Below are 17,447 nucleotides of genomic sequence, written 5' to 3' on the forward strand. Positions count from 1 at the left end.
ATGTTTTATACAGCTATTGAAGATCTATACGCTCGTGAAATACTTGATTCGAGAGGAAATCCTACTGTTGAAGTAGAGGTTATATTAAGTAGTGGAGCAGTAGGCAGGGCAGCAGTTCCCTCCGGAGCATCTACCGGTGCTTATGAAGCAGTGGAATTAAGAGATGAAGATGCGGATAGATATCTAGGTAAAGGAGTTAAACAGGCAGTTAATAATGTAAATGAAGTAATTGCCCCTGAACTAATCGGTATGGATGCTGCCAGGCAGGTAGAGATTGACCAGAGAATGATTGAACTGGATGGGACCAAGAATAAAGGTGACCTGGGAGCTAATGCTATTTTAGGAGTTTCCATGGCAGCAGCTAAAGCAGCAGCTAATGCGCTTAATTTACCGCTTTATAATTATATCGGCGGTGTTAATGCTAAAAGTCTACCGGTGCCGATGATGAATATTCTAAACGGTGGTGAACATGCTGATAATAATGTTGATATTCAGGAGTTTATGGTTATGCCTGTCGGAGCTGTTAACTTCAGTTCTGCTTTGCAGATGGGAGCTGAAGTATTCCATAATCTAAAAAAGGTTTTGCAGCAGAAAGACCTCAATACTGCTGTTGGAGATGAAGGCGGTTTTGCCCCGGATTTGGATTCTAATGAGGAAGCATTAGAAATTATTATCGAAGCTGTAGAATCTGCTGGTTATACTCCTGGTGCTGATATTAAATTAGCTCTAGACGTAGCAGCTACTGAAATTTATGAAGATGATAAATACATTTTAGCCGGTGAAGGTGTAGAAAAGACTGCCGAAGAGATGGTTGAATTCTATTTAGAATTGACGGAGAAATATCCGATCATCTCTATTGAAGATGGCTTAGCCGAGGATGACTGGAGTGGCTGGCAGCAGATGACTGATAGATTAGGTGATGAGATTCAGATTGTTGGTGATGATCTATATGTAACTAGTACTGAGCGATTGTCCAAAGGAATTAAAATGGAAGCCAGCAATTCTATCTTAATTAAGGTTAATCAGATCGGAACTATTACTGAGACTCTAGAAGCTATTGAGATGGCTAAACGGGCTGGATTTACTGCTGTTGTATCCCACCGTTCAGGTGAGACGGAGGATGTGACTATTTCAGATTTAGTAGTAGCGGCCAATGCTGGACAGATTAAGACGGGAGCTCCTTCTAGAACAGACAGGGTAGCTAAGTATAATCAGCTGCTTAGAATTGAAGAAGAGTTAGGTGCGACCGGACTCTATTCTGGATCTGATGCTTTTTATAATTTATAATAGGACAAAGGTGACAAGTAGAATTAATTCTACTTGTCACCTTTGTAGATAATGCCTGGGATTTATTTTGGAATTTTTGTTGTTTTTTTTATGGGATTATGTTAAAATTGATAATGGTAATTTAATTGAGAAAAAGGAGGTAAAAAATGTGTTTGTACTTAAGGTTATTCATCTTATAATTTCACTGGCCTTAATTGCAGGAGTCTTACTCCAGTCAGGAAAGAGTGCTGGACTTTCAGGAGCAATTGACGGTGGTGCATCTTCATTTTTTGATCAAGGACGACAAGCAGAGGAAAAGATAAAGAAGTTAACTACTGTAGCAGCTATTTTATTTATGATTTCATCTTTAGTATTAGCAGCTTTATAAGTCCTTAATAATTCCCAATTAGGAATTATTAAATATAGATAAAATCAAATTTAAAAGGAGGAATATGTTGTGGAGACTTATATGATACCCCTTGCTGGAGTAATAGCTTTAATTTTTGCCTTCATGCTTCGTACTAAGATAAGTAAGGAAGATATGGGGACAGAGAAGATGGAGGAATTGACTAAAGCTATTAATGAAGGGGCAATGGCGTTTTTAAGTACAGAGTATAAGAATCTTTCTATCTTTGTTATTATTGTAGCAATTATCATTAGTATTTTTCTTAATATCTATACAGCAGTTGCTTTCATTACGGGAGCGATCTTTTCTGCTTTAGCAGGTTATTTTGGAATGCAGATTGCTACTATATCCAATTCACGAACTACTAATGCTGCCCGCAGCGGCATGAATAAAGCATTACAGATTTCATTTTCTGGTGGAGCTGTAATGGGTATGTCAGTAGTTGGCTTAGGACTGTTAGGTTTAGGAGGACTTTACATATTATTTGATGGGAATGTAGAGTATATCAGAGGTTTTGCCTTTGGAGCCAGTTCAATAGCCTTATTTGCTCGTGTCGGTGGTGGAATCTATACCAAGGCTGCTGATGTAGGAGCTGACTTAGTAGGGAAAGTAGAAGCTGGAATCCCTGAAGATGACCCTCGTAATCCGGGTGCAATTGCAGATAATGTTGGTGATAATGTAGGTGATGTAGCAGGAATGGGAGCTGACTTATTCGAATCCTATGTCGGTTCTATTGTTGCAGCTATGGCGTTAGGTGTTAGCTTAGCAGATAAAAATCCAGCCATCGGTGTTAACTTTGTTCTGCTACCTATGTTTATTGCTGCGGCTGGAATTGTAGCTGCTATTATTGGAACTAGATTTGTAAGAGCCAAAGAAGGATCAAATTTAGGAGCTGCTTTAGAACGCGGTACTTTAGTTAGTGCTGGTTTGAATTTGATTTTTGCTTATCTATTAACTAATACTTTGTTGGGGCAAACTGGTTATTTCTGGGCTATTTTAGCTGGATTAATTGCTGGAGTATTGATTGGCCGAATTACTGAATATTATACTTCGGATCATAAGCCTCCGGTACAGCATATTGCTGATCAATCTCAGACAGGAGTAGCTACTAATATTATTAGTGGACTGGCTGTTGGAATGAGAAGTACTACTTTACCGATTATTGTAATTGCTATTACTATTTTTATTGCTTTTAAATTGGGAGGTTTATACGGAATTGCTTTAGCAGCAGTAGGAATGTTATCTACTACTGGTATTACTTTAGCAGTCGATGCTTATGGACCGATTGCTGATAATGCTGGTGGAATTGCTGAGATGGCTGAGTTAGATCCGAAAGTTAGAGAGATTACTGACCAGTTAGATGCTGCGGGGAATACTACAGCAGCTATTGGAAAAGGTTTTGCTATCGGTTCAGCAGCTTTAACATCTCTGGCTTTATTCTCTGCTTTTACTGAAGCAGCTGACTTACAGAATATTGTTTTAACCAATCCAAATGTAATTATCGGTCTCTTTATTGGAGCTATGCTGCCTTTCTTATTCTCAGCTATTACCATGGAGGCTGTAGGAACGGCTGCTTTTGAGATGATTGAAGAGATCAGGCGGCAGTTTAAAGAGATTCCAGGGATTATGGAAGGTGAAAATAGACCGGATTATGCCCGTTGTGTAGATATCAGTACGGCTGCTGCTTTAAGAGAGATGATTCTACCGGGGGCTTTGGCTGTTATTACTCCAATTCTAGTAGGACTCTGGAGTGCTGAAGCTTTAGGAGGATTGTTAGCTGGAGCCTTATCAGCTGCAGTTTTAATGGCGATCATGATGTCTAATGCTGGTGGAGCCTGGGATAATGCTAAAAAGTATGTAGAAGCAGGTAACTTTGGTGGTAAAGGAACAGATACTCATGATGCTACAGTTGTTGGTGATACTGTAGGAGATCCATTTAAGGATACTTCGGGACCTTCTCTGAATATATTGATTAAGCTGATGACAATTGTTTCGTTGGTTTTTGCGCCGCTTTTTGGATAATGGAGTAAATTTATATCAGAAATTTAAGTCCCTTGGTTGGATGATTAATTCAATCAAGGGACTTTTTTATTGATATAATGTTGCAGTTTTACACTTTCATGATATTGACTATTTATAGTACAGGAATTTCATTGATCTGGTTTTAAACACGTTTCCTCAGATAATTTTGCATAATTAGTTGATATCTTGCAACAAGCGACTTTAAAGTAGCCCCATAAAAGAAAATGATTAATATATAAAGTAGACTCTTTAAATCGTATCTCTAAGATTAGTTTATTGCTGATTGACTAGGGCTGATTTTCGGAGCGTTTGCAAGATATCAACTCTACACTGCAACATTATATCAATTAGAAATAAGTATACATTTATGGAAATAATATGTTCTGCATGAAGGTTAAATAAAATAAGTAGAGAAAAACAAATAATGAAAGTATCATCTATCAGCTAAAGGAGGAATTAAAATGCCGAAGGTTAAAATAATAAGCGGAGCGGAAGAATTGGCTTTAGATGCTGAGGAAGGAAGAAATTTATTATCGCTTCTACAGGAGAATAATCTTGAGGTAGATGCTGTCTGCGGGGGGCAGGGTAGGTGCGGCAAATGTAAAGTAAGAGTTAAAGGAGCAGCCTCAGAGCTTACAATTAAAGAGAGGGACTTGTTATCACAGTTAGAAAGAGAAAGAGGGGTTAGGCTAGCCTGTGAAGTGGAAGTTGAAGGAACTATCGAGGTTGGGTTATTATCCGAAGGAGATGATGAGACTCTCAGAATTTTAGATGAGGGGGTAGCAGAGGAATTAACTCCTCAAGCAAGTATTGAAAAGGATTATCTAGAATTAAAAGAACCAACTTTAGAGGACCAGGCTTCTGATTGGACTAGAATTATTAGAGAATTAGACAGGGAGTTGGAGATTAATCTGGATCTATTACAGCAGCTGCCGGATATTTTAAGAGAAGCTGGGTATAATATAACTGTAGTTAGAGCAGGCAACCAGGTGCTTCAAATAGAACCGGGAGATACTACAGATTCCCTTTATGGTTTAGCCTTTGATATTGGAACTACAACAGTAGTTGGATTTCTGCTGGATTTAAATACAGGAAAACAGATTGGTAAAGTAGCTATGGCCAATGCCCAGAAAACTTATGGAGCTGATGCTTTATCCAGAGTTAATTATACTGTAGAAGAAGACGGAGGTACTTTAGACTTACAGGAAAAGATTATTGGAACTATTAATCAGATTATTGGACGAATTATTGATAAATATGGAGTTAACCGAGATAGAATTTATGAATTGGTGTTTGTAGGTAACACAATCATGAATCATCTTTTATTAGGACTTAAGACAGAGTATTTAGCTAAAGCTCCTTATATTGCTGTAATTAATGAACCACAGTCAATTCCGGCCCATAAGTTGGGGATTGAATTATTAGATGATACAGTAATTACATACTTACCTAATGTTGCTAGTTATGTGGGCTCGGATATAGTCTCAGGTTTATTAACAACCAATTTAAATCAAACTGCTGATTATAAATTACTGGTAGATTTAGGTACGAATAGTGAACTAGTATTAGGAAATAGTGATCAGATGTTAGCCTGTGCAGCGGCGGCAGGACCTGCTTTTGAAGGAGCAGAGATTGAGTTTGGGATGAATGGGATCGATGGGGCTATAGAAGAAGTCAGGATTACGGACCAACTGGAGATTGATATAATTGGTGATAAGCCTGCTAAAGGCATTTGTGGTTCAGGGATTATTTCTCTGGTGGCTGAATTAAAGTCTACTGGTATGATGGATGAGAGCGGTAAGTTATTATCAAAGGAAGAGCTTCCGGAGTCAGTTCCTGAAGAAGTTAAGGAAGGCCTTATTGAAGATGATACCAATAAAAAATTAATTTTGGTTGATGAAGCTGAGGCTGCTGATCAGCCGGTTACTATCAGCCAGAAGGATATTAGAGCAATTCAGCTGGCTAAGGGTGCTATTAGGGCTGGAATTAAGATTCTATTAAAGGAGATGGAATTAGAGATTAGTGATATCGATGAAGTTTTGATTGCTGGTGGATTTGGTAATTATATTCAGCCGAAGGATGCAGTTACTATTGGAGTCTTGCCGACAGCACCTGATTTAGAGATTCATGGTATCGGTAATGCTGCCGGCAGCGGTGCTAAAGCAGCTTTATTAAACTGCGGTCAACGGGATGAAGCAGAAGAAATAGCTAAAGAAGTAAATTATTTGGAATTATCCGGCCGTCAGGACTTTCAGACAGAGTTTATGGACTCTATGGCCTTTAAAGAATTCGAATAAAATCAGCTGAAAACAAGGATATTTTCTTTGAGTAGAGAATTAAATACCAGAATAACCCGGGGCAGGAGGAAGATTAAGATGGAAATAGAGGATAGTGAGATGTGTTTTGCTTGTGGCAAAGATAATCCAATCGGGCTAAAATTGGATTTTGAATTAAATGATGATGTAGTAGAGACTACGTTTACTCCCCGAAATGTCCATCAGGGTTTTACTGGTATTGTTCACGGAGGTTTACTCTCTACTTTATTGGATGAAGCCATGGCCAATCTGCTTTATTTGCAGGATCTGAAGGCCGTTACTGCTAAAATGGAAGTTAAATTTCGACAGCCGGTTTCTATTGGCGAAGATTTAACTATTACCGGCTGGATTGAAAGAGAGAAGAAGCGGACTATTAATACTGTAGCTAAAATACTTAATCAGGACCAACAGAAAGTAGCCGAAGCAGAAGCGGTATTCATAAAACAGAATGAGTAATAAAGGAGAGGATGTTGGATGGAGTGGAGTGAAGCATTAGCTGAATTAAAGGATAACTTAACGAATGAGAATTTAGTTAAGCACTGTATAGCAGTTGAAGCTGGAATGGAGGAATTAGCTGAATACTTCGATAAAGACCTAAAGAAGTGGGGGCTGGCTGGACTACTGCATGATATAGACTATGATGAGACCAAGGATGATCCAGAGCAGCATAGTCTTTTAGGTGCTGAAATGCTGGAGGATCTAGGACTGGATGAGGATATCGTTTATGCAGTTAAGGTTCATAATGAAGTCCATGATCTACCGCGTAGAAGTAAGCTGGATAAGGCTCTTTATGCTGTTGATCCGCTAACGGGATTGATTGTAGCAGCTACTTTAATCCATCCTGATAAAGAACTGGATGCTGTAGATGTGGAGTTTGTGATGAATAGATTTGAGGAAAGCTCTTTTGCTAAAGGGGCAGATCGTGATCAGATTAAGTCCTGTAGTGAATTAGGACTTGGGCTAGAGGAGTTTATAGATTTAGTTTTAGCCGGTATGCAGTCTAAAAGTGATGAATTGGGATTATAATTAGTAGTATAAATTCAATGCTAATTAGGCACTCTAATAATAAAGGGTGTCTAATTTTTTTATAGAGTAATTAAGGGGGATTATGATGAGTGCAAGAGAAGAAATATTGAATTTCATGAGGAATGAAGCTTATAAGCCGTTAACGGCTGAAGAACTGTTATCTGCTTTTGAAATTTCTGATCAAGAAAAAGGAATATTTTTAGATTTATTAGATCAGATGGAGCAGGATGGGGAAATAGTACAGACGCGTCGAAATAGATACGGAATTCCAGAAAGGATGAATTTAGTAGTTGGAAGATTGGAACGACATAGCAAAGGATTCGGCTTCTTATTACCGGATGATGTAGAGAAGGAAGATGTTTATATCAATGCTGGAGATGTAAATGGCGCTATGCATAATGATCGGATTATCGCCAGGATTAAAGGTGTTAAAAGCGGTGATAAGCTTTCTGGTGAAGTTATTAGAATTTTGGAGCGGGCTAATCAGACAGTTGTAGGTGATTTTGAAGCCAATCGGAATTTTGGTTTTGTTGTGCCTGATGATTCCCATATCTATCATGATATCTTTATACCTAAACATGATACTAATGGGGCCAGTCAGGGACAGAAGGTAGTAGTAGAGATTACTCGCTGGCCTGAAGAACGCAGGAATCCGGAGGGAAAAGTTGTAGAAATTCTGGGTAATCGTGGAGAACCAGGGGTAGATATCGAGGCGATTATCCGCAAGTTTGAATTACCAAAGGAGTTTCCAGAAGAGGTTAAAAGATATGTGGATGAGATTCCAGAAGAGATTCCAGCTGAGGAGATAGAGAGAAGAAGTGATTTACGGGATATAAAGATGGTGACTATAGATGGCGAAGATGCTAAGGATTTTGATGATGCAGTATCTATTGAAAGGTTAGAGGGAAATAAAGTTAGATTAGGCGTTCATATTGCCGATGTGGCCTATTATGTACCGGAAGATTCTATTCTGGATATGGAGGCTCGAGAGCGGGCTACCAGTATCTATTTAGTTGATCGGGTAATTCCTATGCTGCCGGAGAAGCTGTCAAATAATCTCTGTAGTCTTCGGGATGATGAGGATAAGTTAGCCATGACTGTTTTTATGACTTATGATTTAAAGACAGGAGAACTGCTTGACCATGAATTTATGGAGTCTGTAATTGAGATTAATCACCGGTTGACTTATGATAAAGTAAAAGAGATGTTAGTTAATGAGGATCAGGAATTAATTAATGAATATGAAGACTTTATTGATGAATTGAGATTGATGGAAGAATTATGTCTACAGATTAGAGAGAATAGGTTTAATGAAGGAAGCCTTGATTTTGACTTTCCTGAATCAAGAGTAATCTTGGATGATGATGGAAAGCCTGTAGATATAGCTAGAGTGGAACGGAGTATAGCAGAGAAGTTAATCGAAGAATTTATGATAGCTACTAATCGAGTGGTAGCTAAAGAGATGTTCTGGCGAGAGGTTCCATTTATTTACCGAGTCCATGAAACCCCTGATCAGAGTGATTTAGAAGGTTTAAATGAATTTATCCATAATTTTGGTTATCATATTAAAGGTATTAGTCAGGAGACCCATCCTAAGTCACTGCAGACAGTATTAGAAAAAGTAAAAGGGGAACAGGAAGAGAGAATAGTCAATACTGTCTTGCTGCGGTCTATGAAGCAGGCCCATTATGAGGTCCAGAATATCGGTCATTTCGGTTTGGCAATTGATTATTATTCTCATTTCACTTCACCAATTAGGCGGTATCCGGATCTAATGATACACCGGATTATCAAAGATGTTATCAATCAAGGGATTTTAGATCCTAATAGGCACCAGGCTTTAGAGGAGAAGCTGCCGGAGTTAGCTGAACATTCTTCTCTGCGGGAGCGGCAGGCAGAAGAGGCAGAGTATGAATCTAAGGATCTAAAGAAAGTAGAATATATGGAAGGTGAAGAAGGAGAAGTCTACGAAGGAATCATCAGCGGTATGATGTCCTTTGGTTTCTTTGTTGAACTGCCGAATTTAATTGAAGGTTTGGTACATGTCAGTAATTTAACTGATGATTACTATATTTATCATGAAGATAAACAGGTCTATATCGGGGAACGGACTGGAAATATCTATCGATTAGGCGACAGTGTTGAAGTAGAAGTCTATCAGGTTAATTTAGCTGAACGCCAGATTGATCTATTATTACGGAATTGATTAATTTTGGAATTGAATTTTTCTTGTTTAATACTTGACATAGAGTACAAAACTGTTATAATATAATGTACACGTTTTTTTGGGAGAGGTGAATAGGCTGTGAGTGAAGAAGGTATTAAAGTAATTGCAAGAAATCGAAAAGCAAAACATGAGTATCATATTGAAGAGACTTATGAAGCAGGAATTGTTCTGCAGGGTACAGAGGTTAAGTCTATTCGCCAGGGACGAGCTAATCTCAAGGATAGTTTTGCTATAGTTGAAGATGAAGAAGTCTTTTTATATCATCTTCATATTGCTCCCTACAAGCAGGGTAATCGCTATAATCACAAGCCAGAAAGAGTCAGAAAACTGCTGCTTCATAAAAGACAGATCAGGAGTTTGATTGGTAAGACAAGAGAGCAGGGCTATACCTTAATTCCTTTGAAACTCTATTTTCGGCGGGGAATAGTTAAAGTAGAACTGGCCTTAGCAGAAGGTAAGAATGTTCATGATAAGCGTGAAGATATTAAACGCCGCACTGCTCAGCGCGATATTGAGAGAGCCTTTAAGGATAAACAATTGAATAGATATTAAGTTAATAGATTTGTGGGGGTGTATATGGGACTCGACTTAAGTGTTGACACCAGGACAGCGAGCCGAGGACCCCTTTCACTCGGAAAACACTGGGACTTTTAAAATTATCTGCAAATGATAATAGTTACGCACTAGCTGCTGCGTAAGCAGTCAGCTACGCTTGGTTAGGTCTTGTCTGTGGGGCTAGTCAAGTGTCATAATCAGCAGGCTACCTGCTTTCTGAAGCTTGTAGGAAAGTAGGGAACTTTACAAGCTAACAGCTTTTGATCCTGTCTGTGGGAGCTAAAGCTGTGAACTTAAATCACAGGCTACGCTCGTAGAACCCTGAGTGGAAGCACTTAAGGACGGCGGTTCGAATCCGCCCACCTCCACCAAATTAAATTATAGATAATTTTGGACTTGCAATTTTATAGATTATATGATAAAGTATTAACTGTGATTGAAAATAGTATACAGATTTTGATGTACGGGTGTAGCTCAATTGGCTAGAGCACTGGACTCCAAATCCAGGTGCTGCGGGTTCAAGTCCTGCCACCCGTGCCATTTTTATTTCCTAACATAACAGTAATGAGAGGCCATTTTGATGATGGCCTCTTTTTTGATTTAAATAGAAATATTGCCATTTTGTCGCCATGCTTATTTTTGGAATGTATTTTTGAGCTTTTGGACCGTTTTTTTTGCATACTTAGGATGGACATTTTCTTTTGATATTAAAGTTTCGTGAGTATGTCTTAGATCATGGATACCAAACTGATTTAAGTCTTTTTTGGTAATCTTATTGAATTTACTTTGTCAATATCTTCTAAATCTTTTGTTTTATTAAACAATTTTCAACTCTTAGTGAGGAGCAAAATAATTATAATAATTACTAATTAAATAATATTTTTATTATTCTTGTAAATTATATATATCGGAAAACTCTATCTCTATTCTATTAATTCCATGATTCATATTAGCTTTCTGACTAAGCTCTGATTCCTCTTGTTCTTGTAATCTTCTGATCGGAAGTTTTATATTAAATTCTGTAAATTCTCCATATGTACTATTAACTGTAATTTCACCATTATGCAACTCCACAAGTAACTTAACAATAGCTAGTCCAATTCCACTACCTTCATTATTACGTGTAAACGATTTATCTACTTGTCCAAATCGTTCAAATATTATATTTTGTTTCTTGTTTGGAATACCTATTCCTGTATCCTTTACTGATATTAAAATCATCTCTTGTTCGTCAGTTTCAGATACATTTACTGATATTTTATCTCCTGGTTCTGTAAATTTAATAGCATTAGAAAGAAGATTCAATATGATCCGTTCTATACTAAAGGGATCACAAGCAATTATCTTTTTTTCTATATTTGAATTAAACTCTAATATTCTATCTTCATTTTCTATATAATTATTAACTGAATAAGTTATTTCTCTAACAATTTTTACTATATTGTCATTCTTTAGATTTAAATTAAAGGAATTAGAATTTATTTTAGTTATATCTACTAAATTATTAACTAGTCTTAATAATCTATAACTATTCTGCTTAATAGTGCCTGTATACTCACTTAATTTTTGATAAGTTTTAGATTCAAAATTATTTTTTTGGTATAAATCTAATAACTGTAATGTTGAAAAAATTAGATTTAATGGAGTTTTTAATTCATGAGATAGATTAGCAAAAAACTGTACTTGCAACCTATTATATTCAAGTTTTTCTTTTAACAATTCATAACGATCAATTAACCAATAAAGCAAACCACAGATAATAAAGACTCCTATAATTCCTAAAATAACCATTTTTGAAGTCGTTTCATTTACCGCAGACATAATTTCACTTTGATCCACTGTCATCAAAACTTTCCAATCAGCAATTTCAATAGGAGCATAAGCAATAACTTTATCAAGTTGTTTATTATGTACTACCTTTACTTGATTAGAACCTACTAATGGCATAAATGCTTCCTCATATTTATCAATTTGATTTAAATATTTAGCTAATAATTTATTTTCATCAGAAGTACCAATTACTCTATTCTCCTTACTTAATAAATAAAATCTAGCTGTTTCAAAAGGTTTTAATCCTTTTAGCATCTTTCGAAACTTTGTTAAACGACGATCTATTCCTGCAATTCCCATAAATTCACCATTAATCTCAATGGGATGAGTAGTTTCTGTAATCATCTCCCCCTCGTAATTATGAGGTTCTGTAATTACTGTTTTACCAGTCTTTTTAGGCGCTTGATAGTATTCATTTATTGATACATTTACTAATGGTTCTATTTTAATCTCACTTTCTGACCAGTGAACATAAGGTAAAAACTGTCCATTAGAATTATGATCCTTCCCTGATGTCCCTGCATACTTACTATCTTGGCCATCAGCATTAGGTTCATAACCAAAATAGACTCCAGCAAAATCAGAATGATTATTTAAAAACTTATATAAATAATGTAAACTCTCTTTCCTTTCTCCAAAGTTTCCTATTTCCTGATAATAAGCTAATGTTTCAACTAGATCTATTGTTCGCTGATTTTGAGCATTAATTTGGTGAGAAACATCAAGGATAATCTTCTTCATTTCTTTGTTGATTTCATGGGTTTGAGCTTGTCTAAAATCAATTACTACTAAAGTAAAAATAACTGCTAATAAAACAACTATTGCTACACCTATTTTTAGCGTTATAGAATTTTTTAGAGATTTGTTAAAATTAATTCCCAATAAACTATTTCCTCCTTTCCTCTAATTTTTAATTTGATGAGGAAGCTTCTTCATGAGTATATAACCAATTTATTGTAATAATTTCTATATAAGATAATTATATCCTTCATTTTAAGATTCATATTATTCTGATTAAATCTGTTAGATAAATTTACTATTGTGAAGTACTCTGCGGAAGATATTCCGGCTGAGAATGTAGAGTATCTATGTGAATATTCACAGAAACTCTTAGAGCAAGAGCGGATTGAGTTGGAGGATTATGCGGCACTTGCTTACTTAAAGTACAGAATTTATGGGTTTGAGAAGAAAATCAAGGTAAATAATGTTGTGATGGATGAAGCTCAGGATTATAGTATGTTCCAATTCTATATTTTAAAGGAGATACTGGATACAGATATGTTTACTATTCTCGGTGATATAGCCCAGGGAATCCATGCTTATAGAGGAATAAGTGATTGGAATAGAGTTATGGAGGATGTATTTGAAGAAGAAAGTAGCTACAAGACTTTGGTGCAGAGTTATAGAACGACTATAGTAATGGAGTTAGCCAATGAAATAATAAAGAATATTGATAATGCAGATCTGCCTCTAGCTAAACCTGTTATCCGACATGGAGAAAAGCCTGAAGTAAGAAATTATGAGCAAGAAAGAGAACTGGATCTCAAGCTGTTATATGTTGCAATGACAAGACCGCTCCATCGGCTTTATGTATATCAGCAGAATGATTCAATATCTGTGCTAAATAAGATTGATGATAGTTTTTATGAATGTATTGAGTAGTATAAAGCCCCTGTGATCCCTTGATAATACAGGAATTACAGGGGCTTATTATCTTCGCAAAATAAAAAAATGGTGCCGAAGGTGGGAATCGAACCCACACGAGGCGAGGCCCCATTGGATTTTGAATCCAACGCGTCTGCCAGTTCCGCCACTTCGGCACATTTAGTATGATAACATAATGATTTACTTTTTGCAAGGGAAATTTACAAAAAATATTCATTTGAGGTATTGCAGTAATAGTCAATATGTATCCGCCGCTTGCCGTTCGTTCGACGTCCTGTCTCCGGGTCAGTTTTAAAAGTCGCTCTGGACACATATTGACTATTGATAATAAGATAGATTACTATGATTATCACTAATAAAAGTTGCTGTAAAGGCATATTGATCATTTACAATATGATCTTGTAATTACAAAGTAGTTTTATTTTAATGGTTTTGTCTGTGTTTCTGTCTGTGTAAGTCTGTGTCTGAAGATGAAATTTATAACAGAGTCACCAATAAGTCATTTTACTTTCTATGACAGCAGATCACTAGTCAAAACTTCTGCTGTTGCTCGCTGAATCAATTCAATCTCGGCCAGTCTTCGTAGTCTAGTCCAGTTCTGCTCTAAAAGTGCATCTGTTACATCAACCGGGAGCCCGGCCTGAATAGCAACTGCTTCTACTAGTCGAGTTTTACCGAAGTCCTCTAAAGCATTCCAATCAGTATCCAGGATTGCTTTTGCTTCTTCATAGGTTAGACCTTGATTGATTAATTCCATTTCAATTCCTAATCGCATCTTTGGTTTTAGAAGTCCGTACTTTCCATTAGCAATTAGGTCAAGGTCATTAGGAGTTACAAAGCCGTTGGTTATTTCGCTGACCTGTTCTTTAGCTTTGGATTCAATAACCTTTAGATCTCCCTGGGATAGATCCTTGACTTCGTCAGGATTAAAGATACCGCCGGTTAAGTCACTAACTTCAGTAGCTATATCATCAGTAGTAACCATTCCATAAGCTTTAAGATACTTAATCTTATTAAATTCATTAACGATAAGATGGAGGCTGTCATCAGTCATTAGACTATCTAAGTCTACCAGCCGATTATTGCGGCCGACTAAAGCATTGTTGGCTACATCTATAATTATTTCCGATCCATCCTGCTTTTGAACTCGGATTTTGTTTGATAGTGGATAAGCTGCTTTTAGGCTCCCGTCAATCACTCTTAATTTCAATGTCTGATTCAACATCTTAGCTGCTTCGGCTCTGGTTACTTTATTATTAGGCCTGAAGCTCCCGTCAGGATAGCCGTCAATAATCTCTAATCTGCTAGCTAGATTAATGAAGTTATTGGCCCAGTAATCCTCCGCAGGTATATCATCATAATTGATTCCCTTTAAGTTTATCTCCGTTTCAGTTTTATTCAGTTCCAAGGCCCTCATAAGCATAGTTACTAATTCAGCTCTGGAAATCTGCCGTTCCGGGCGGAAGGTGTTATCCGGATATCCAGTGATTATTTCCTGATGGACCAAAGCTGCAATATATCCTTTGGCCGGATGTGACTGAATATCAGTTAAATTAGTGACGCTGACTACATCTAAGTCCAGACCTTTAGCCAGTCCAACAGCAAATTCCCCCCTTGTAATCGGTTGTTGTGGTTTAAACTGTCCATCATAATAGGTTGATAGAATATTGTCTGCTAATAATTCAGTTATATGTGTATTAGCCCAATGCCCTTCGATGTCTGTTGCATAATTATTTGCCATAATCGGTAAACTGACTGCTACAATGAGTATTGCACTTAATATTATGCTGATTATTTTTTTCTGCATAGACAGAACTCCTCTCTTAAATTCTAATTAGATAATACCATAACAGATAAGTAATATCCATCCTTTAGCTAATGTAATTTATAGTCAGATTACAAAATCTGTGCCGGGTTAGCTAAAGAGGGGTAAGGTACCCTAAATTTCTAATTTTAACAGGGATTATTTATTCTTTGCTGAAGTATAATAAAAGGTAATAAATTTGGAATGGTAGGTGATTAAGTAATGAAGAGGTTGATTATTCTATTTTTAATAATTGGAATGTTATCTTTTATGGTATTTGATTCAGGAGTAAACTTTCCTGCTAAGTTAGAAACAGTCGGTATTAACTGGACGATTATAGCGGAAGATGTATCACAGGTAGCAATGATGGTTAAGCAAAGTACAGCTAGTTTAATTAATATTATGTTTGGCAAGGATAAGGAAGTAGAGGAGGATATTGCTCGTTATGATGCAGGAGAAATGCATCTGGAAGGTGAGATAAAAAAGATCTCTGATAATCCACGGGCAATTCATATTAAGTTGCATATGAGTGATATAAATGATAAAGTAGATAATCCAATAGAGATTGCTTCTAGGGCAGTCTTTAAGATTAAAGAAGATAAGGCAACTTTTCGTAGTTTACAGATAGGCGATATAGTAGGAATTATTATTAATCCCCAAGGTAAAGCAAGAAAGATCACCGTTTATAATCGACCACAGCAATAAAGGAGCTATGAAACAGCTTGTAAATACCTATTTAATGTCATTTAAAATTAGGTAAAGTTCTTCATTGCTCTCCAGGCTCAGCAAGTGTAGAGAGCAGAAATGTTCTTAGCATGATGAGCTACGTTATTTGGTTAAAGAGTGTAATGCTCGACAAGGCTATCACACCCTCGAATGTATCCCATCAGTTCTAGGCTCTGTGGCAGTTAGGAAGAACGCTTACCTAAGTCAACTGATAAGGTAGCCTAACACCGAAACTGCATAAGCCCCATTTGACATTGCCGAGAAGGGAAGTTCCCGTTAAGGAGGTCGCCAGAGATGGCAATTAACTATGCTTTTGTATTAGACAATGAAGGTAAAATGTTAGATCCGACTAAAGCTAAGAAAGCATGGTATTTAATTCGACAAGGTAAAGCTGAATTAGTCGAAGAGTATCCACTTATTATTCAATTAAATAGGACAGTGCCTAGCAGTCAAATTAATGATGACGAGATAGTACTAGGTATTGATGATGGTGCTAAATATGTAGGTGTTGCTTTAGTGCAGGATTGCAAGACTAAAAATAAAGTATTATTCAAGGCTAAAATGAAACAGCGCCAAGATGTATCTGCTAAAATGGAAGAACGAAATGATTACCGTGGATATCGTAGATCACATAAAAGATATCGACCAAAAAGATTCGATAATCGCTTTGCCAGTAAGAGAAAAGGTAGACTACCGCCGAGCATTAAACAAAGGAAACAAGCGATTTTGCGAGTAGTTAAACATTTAAGCAAGCATATTCGGTTAGATAAGATAATTTTAGAGGATGTTTCCATAGATATTCGTAAACTAACCGAAGGTGAAGAGTTATATAGTTGGCAGTATCAAGAATCTAATCGACTTGATGAAAATCTTCGCAAAGCTACTTTGAAGCGTGATGATTATACCTGCCAATTATGCGAAGTAGAAGATACTATGCTTCATGCCCACCATATTATACCAGTAAGAGATGGTGGAGCTGACAGTATCTATAATCTAATTACTTTGTGTGCTGATTGTCATAACAATAAAGTAGATAATAATGAATATAAGTACAAAGATCAACTTTTAACTAAAATTGATGGAAAAGAATTAAATTTAAAACCAGCAATGCATGTAATGCAGGGTAAAAGTTGGTTAAGAGAAGAGTTATCAACCATGGCTAAGTTAGAAATTACTACAGGCGGGGATACAGCTAATCGCAGAATTGATTATAATATTGAGAAAACTCATTCCAATGATGCAATCTGCATTACTGGGTTGTTACCAATAGATAGATTAGATATCAAAGGATACTTTATCAAGCCGTTGCGTAAGAAAAGAGCAAGCAAGATAGACTCTCTAGGTGATTTTAAGCACCGAGATGTGATTCGCTACATTAAAAGGGATGGAACAACTTATCTAGGCTATATTACTGCTTTACGAGTTAAAAACAACAAATATAACTCTAAAGTATGTAATTTTACTACTTTAGATGGTGAAAAGACATTTAGAGGATACGGGTTGACCAATTTAACTTTAGTAAATAGACCGCAGGGTCTAATGATTATTTAACATTTAAAAGGAGGTGTCGAACCTGGTTATAAGTTAATTAGTTTTGAGTAGCTT

The 17,447-nt window shown here is 36.6% G+C and carries 13 protein-coding genes, 2 tRNA genes and 1 other RNA gene; 13 read left to right on the forward strand and 3 right to left on the reverse strand.

What is annotated here, in order from left to right; genetic code table 11:
• The 10 genes from eno to acear_RS01815 all read left to right on the forward strand — a co-directional run bounded on the left by eno (window position 1) and on the right by acear_RS01815 (window position 10,357).
• On the forward strand, window positions 1-1,287 hold the full coding sequence (eno, locus tag acear_RS01775; RefSeq protein WP_013277321.1) for a phosphopyruvate hydratase: 1,287 nt from the start codon (window positions 1-3) through the stop codon (window positions 1,285-1,287).
• 148 nt (window positions 1,288-1,435) lie between these two features.
• Window positions 1,436-1,654: a preprotein translocase subunit SecG gene (secG, locus tag acear_RS01780; protein ID WP_041667216.1), complete on the forward strand. Its 219-nt coding sequence runs from the start codon at window positions 1,436-1,438 to the stop codon at window positions 1,652-1,654.
• Window positions 1,655-1,735: 81 nt separating this feature from the next.
• Window positions 1,736-3,694 (forward strand): sodium-translocating pyrophosphatase, encoded by a 1,959-nt coding sequence (locus tag acear_RS01785; protein ID WP_041667434.1) that lies wholly within the window; start codon window positions 1,736-1,738, stop codon window positions 3,692-3,694.
• 461 nt (window positions 3,695-4,155) lie between these two features.
• Entirely contained in the window at window positions 4,156-5,991 is a 1,836-nt protein-coding gene (locus acear_RS01790) for an ASKHA domain-containing protein (protein ID WP_013277324.1), read from the forward strand.
• Window positions 5,992-6,069: 78 nt separating this feature from the next.
• Window positions 6,070-6,465, forward strand: a complete 396-nt coding sequence (locus acear_RS01795) for a PaaI family thioesterase (protein ID WP_013277325.1) — start codon at window positions 6,070-6,072, stop codon at window positions 6,463-6,465.
• A gap of 18 nt (window positions 6,466-6,483) precedes the next feature.
• Entirely contained in the window at window positions 6,484-7,035 is a 552-nt protein-coding gene (locus tag acear_RS01800) for an HDIG domain-containing metalloprotein (protein ID WP_013277326.1), read from the forward strand.
• An 85-nt stretch (window positions 7,036-7,120) separates the two neighbouring features.
• On the forward strand, window positions 7,121-9,241 hold the full coding sequence (gene rnr, locus acear_RS01805) for a ribonuclease R (protein WP_013277327.1): 2,121 nt from the start codon (window positions 7,121-7,123) through the stop codon (window positions 9,239-9,241).
• Window positions 9,242-9,340: 99 nt separating this feature from the next.
• Window positions 9,341-9,814 (forward strand): SsrA-binding protein SmpB, encoded by a 474-nt coding sequence (gene smpB, locus acear_RS01810; RefSeq protein ID WP_013277328.1) that lies wholly within the window; start codon window positions 9,341-9,343, stop codon window positions 9,812-9,814.
• A 14-nt stretch (window positions 9,815-9,828) separates the two neighbouring features.
• Window positions 9,829-10,188: a transfer-messenger RNA gene (ssrA, locus tag acear_RS12265) on the forward strand.
• A gap of 92 nt (window positions 10,189-10,280) precedes the next feature.
• Window positions 10,281-10,357, forward strand: a tRNA-Trp gene (locus tag acear_RS01815).
• A gap of 345 nt (window positions 10,358-10,702) precedes the next feature.
• Here the strand turns inward: acear_RS01815 and acear_RS12270 are convergent.
• Window positions 10,703-12,529, reverse strand: a complete 1,827-nt coding sequence (locus tag acear_RS12270; RefSeq protein ID WP_013277329.1) for a sensor histidine kinase — start codon at window positions 12,527-12,529, stop codon at window positions 10,703-10,705.
• Between the two features lie 159 nt (window positions 12,530-12,688).
• Between acear_RS12270 and acear_RS01825 the strand changes: the two genes are divergently transcribed.
• Complete coding sequence (locus acear_RS01825) at window positions 12,689-13,309, forward strand: UvrD-helicase domain-containing protein (protein ID WP_041667218.1); 621 nt, start codon at window positions 12,689-12,691, stop codon at window positions 13,307-13,309.
• A 70-nt stretch (window positions 13,310-13,379) separates the two neighbouring features.
• Here the strand turns inward: acear_RS01825 and acear_RS01830 are convergent.
• Together acear_RS01830 and acear_RS01835 are read right to left on the reverse strand one after the other, a co-directional pair.
• Window positions 13,380-13,467, reverse strand: a tRNA-Leu gene (locus tag acear_RS01830).
• Between the two features lie 356 nt (window positions 13,468-13,823).
• Window positions 13,824-15,119, reverse strand: coding sequence for an S-layer homology domain-containing protein (locus acear_RS01835; RefSeq protein WP_013277330.1), 1,296 nt, complete (start codon window positions 15,117-15,119; stop codon window positions 13,824-13,826).
• A 219-nt stretch (window positions 15,120-15,338) separates the two neighbouring features.
• Between acear_RS01835 and acear_RS01840 the strand changes: the two genes are divergently transcribed.
• Together acear_RS01840 and iscB are read left to right on the forward strand one after the other, a co-directional pair.
• Window positions 15,339-15,821: a hypothetical protein gene (locus acear_RS01840; protein ID WP_013277331.1), complete on the forward strand. Its 483-nt coding sequence runs from the start codon at window positions 15,339-15,341 to the stop codon at window positions 15,819-15,821.
• Window positions 15,822-16,136: 315 nt separating this feature from the next.
• A complete protein-coding gene (iscB, locus tag acear_RS01845; protein ID WP_013277332.1) occupies window positions 16,137-17,393 on the forward strand; it encodes an RNA-guided endonuclease IscB in 1,257 nt (418 codons plus the stop codon).
• The last annotated feature ends 54 nt before the right edge of the window (window positions 17,394-17,447 follow it).

Source organism: Acetohalobium arabaticum DSM 5501, assembly GCF_000144695.1.
In the GTDB taxonomy this organism is placed as follows: Bacteria; Bacillota; Halanaerobiia; order Halobacteroidales; family Acetohalobiaceae; genus Acetohalobium; species Acetohalobium arabaticum.